The organism is Dyadobacter alkalitolerans DSM 23607 (assembly GCF_000428845.1).
Lineage (GTDB): Bacteria > Bacteroidota > Bacteroidia > Cytophagales > Spirosomataceae > Dyadobacter > Dyadobacter alkalitolerans.
Genome location: NZ_AUAS01000045.1, coordinates 1 through 2,675, shown reverse-complemented (window position 1 = coordinate 2,675; position 2,675 = coordinate 1). Strand labels below are relative to the sequence as shown.

Here is a 2,675-nt window from a genome sequence, read left to right as displayed (position 1 = left end):
AAAAAGCAGTGACTTTCTACTTTTTTTATTTCTTTGTAAGTCATTAGCATTCATGATGTTACTATTAAAGTGTACACTAAAAACAGTAACATATGGTTTGTTGTATAATTAAGATTATGTTAAGTAGATACTAATTGAAGAGTACAACTTCCTCGTGCTATCTTCTACCTACCCTAGGAAATCCGTACCGAGTAGACTGTTTTCTGAATTCCGGGGCGCTTTGCCGCCTTTGGTCAAGGTTGAAGTCCTTGATTGTCTTTCAGCGTAACCGGATCGCATTAAAATATTCCCGGCTAGATTTTAAATTTACTTCCATAAATTAACAACTTGCTGAAGAGTTATCATGATTATTCAAAATCGTGTGTCGACGCCAACATTGTCCTTTGCCAATTATTCAAAACCTTCCAGTCTGCTGAAAGCGAAGAAGTGATTTCAAACCCCTCACTTTCAACGTTACCAAATTGTACGATTGTTTGATAGCACTCATACTGTAACACCCAATTTTGCAGGCATTTACGATCGTTTAACTAACAATAATAAATCACTGATTTACTTTGTTTATGATTTGTTTTGATGTGATTTAAGAATGTCACCTTTGTTATCAAATCCGTTCACTGATGCATCAGACACTACTCATCTCCAAAGGAAACAACCTATTCCTTTCCACTCATTCATTTCTACGTGAGCGTTACTTCGTATTGAAAAAGGTTTGTTAGCTGCTGATTATTGAAATATCGGGAATCTGCCATCGAGCAAACGATTGCTTGGCTCAACCAAAAGTTTAGTGCCTACGATGACTGGATGTGCTTGAATCCGAATATCTCAACGCAAACGAAGTAGAGCTGTTAATTGTGAAGGATCTTTGTATCCTTTGCATATCCGGCTGACTGTTGTTTCCGACTCGCTTCAACGAACCGTCTTTCATTATCATTACCCTCCAACAAATAGGAATCCACATCTTTCAGGAATAAATTAATTTATATTGATAAAATTATTTTGCAATAAACAAAATTAATTGTTCTCTCCTTCCATAATCTAACGTCTAGATTTACCTCAAGGTTGTGGTTCATTCTATGCGAAGCCGACGATCATATTTAAATCACTCCATAACCAATTAAAGTTAGACTTAAACTTTTTAAGCTATGAAGAACAAATACGTTCTTCGGGCACGAAGGCTAGGCATGCCGATTCTATTTAGGCTCTTTGCCCGGACCCGGTTTCTGCACAGACTTATGAAGCATTAATATCAGTCAGGTACTCGACGTCGGTGCGGGCAAAGGTGGTGGCATCAGGAAATGGTGATCCCGCCCATCCTGCAATTGGCAACAACACAGGCTAGATTGGAGGCGCTTTCAATGTAATACCATTCCTGCATACACAGGTCCAACCATACCCACCTGTTTACGGCATTGAATAATGATAAAGTAATTTTTAAGGAATGGCGGCGCCACCAATTATGCGCATGAGGTGTTCACACAACTTCTTATTAAAGATCAATAATGCCAAGCATCGCTATCATCGACCTCCAACCTCTATCATGCATGGGCGTGCAGGCCTACCTGCAAAATTTGTTGCCGGCTAGCCAGTACCAAACTGCCGACACCAAAGAAACGATCAAGATCTAATGCTAGGTCCTGAGCTGGACCTTATCGTTCTGGGCCTTAACCGGGAAAGCCCTACGCTGACCACATTTTTGATAGAAAAAATACTTGCCCCAGGACCCCAGGTGCCAGTGACCGTATTGTATGAAGTTTTTGATGTTGAACTGTTAAGGCATTTTGGAAACCATACTCTAACAGGCTTTATTGCCAAGGACAACGAATCTAGGGAGCTTGATAAATGCATCACGACGGTTCTTTCCGGCAGCTTTTATATGTGTGAAAAAACCAGCCAGCATGTGATCAATGCCGTTACTAATCCTGCCAGGCAAAACCGCAAGCCCTACAAGAAAAAGGTGGCCCCTATGGCCTGATGAAAGGCAGCAATTTCCCACAGGAACTGATTCGGAAACTAGTAATACTTTTTATGCCGTCTACGACTGCTGCATTACCGCACCGATGCAAATAGGGATGTTGCTTTTATTGAGCAGAGACTGGGCGATGGCCTAAGCCACTAAGTCCCCGAGGATGAAAATACTTTGCCTCATTAAGCGAAGTAAAGACTTATGTCAATATCCACTTAAAGCCAGGATAGAATACTCCAATAGAAGAAAAAACGCGAAAAGGCAAATCCTTTGACGATCAGCTAAATGACCGTTTCCGTGTACGCTAAGAATAACACATGGGAGAAAAAATGATGGACCCTAACTTACAGCTAGCCATGCAAAATTTGAAAATCATATATCTCTAAGAACCGAAAGGTTGAAATACCCTCGTTTCACTCCTATTCAATGCCTTCTCATCAAATTAATAACATATTGGTAAACTTCAAAAAGTAGCTTTGGAACGATATTAGTCATAGGTCAACAATTCATATTATCAACCAATTCATTTGACCATGTCTGATTTAACGAACGCTGCTTACACTGCTGGCCCAATTATCGGAGCTTTTAAAACAAGAGAAGATGCAGACCGTGCTTACGACTCTTTGATTAGCCGCGGGTACAGTTCAGATGAGATTACCGTAATCATGTCTGATGAGACTAAAAAGGCGCATTTTGTTGACAGTGACCATGA

General features: G+C 40.4%; 2 protein-coding genes. Both read left to right on the top strand.

Annotated features, from left to right (window positions below; all coding sequences use genetic code 11):
- The first annotated feature begins 1,499 nt into the window (after positions 1-1,499).
- A complete protein-coding gene (locus G395_RS32950) occupies positions 1,500-1,625 on the top strand; it encodes a hypothetical protein (RefSeq protein WP_262485411.1) in 126 nt (41 codons plus the stop codon).
- Entirely contained in the window at positions 1,625-1,972 is a 348-nt protein-coding gene (locus G395_RS0127070; protein WP_026632863.1) for a response regulator transcription factor, read from the top strand. Before G395_RS32950 ends, G395_RS0127070 begins: the two co-directional genes overlap by 1 nt.
- The last annotated feature ends 703 nt before the right edge of the window (positions 1,973-2,675 follow it).

What these genes read in the sequence shown, in the direction of transcription:
- G395_RS32950 (WP_262485411.1), top strand. Translation starts at nt 1,500, where the DNA reads ATGCCAAGCATCGCTATCATCGACCTCCAACCTCTATCATGCATGGGC.
- G395_RS0127070 (WP_026632863.1), top strand. Translation starts at nt 1,625, where the DNA reads ATGCTAGGTCCTGAGCTGGACCTTATCGTTCTGGGCCTTAACCGGGAA.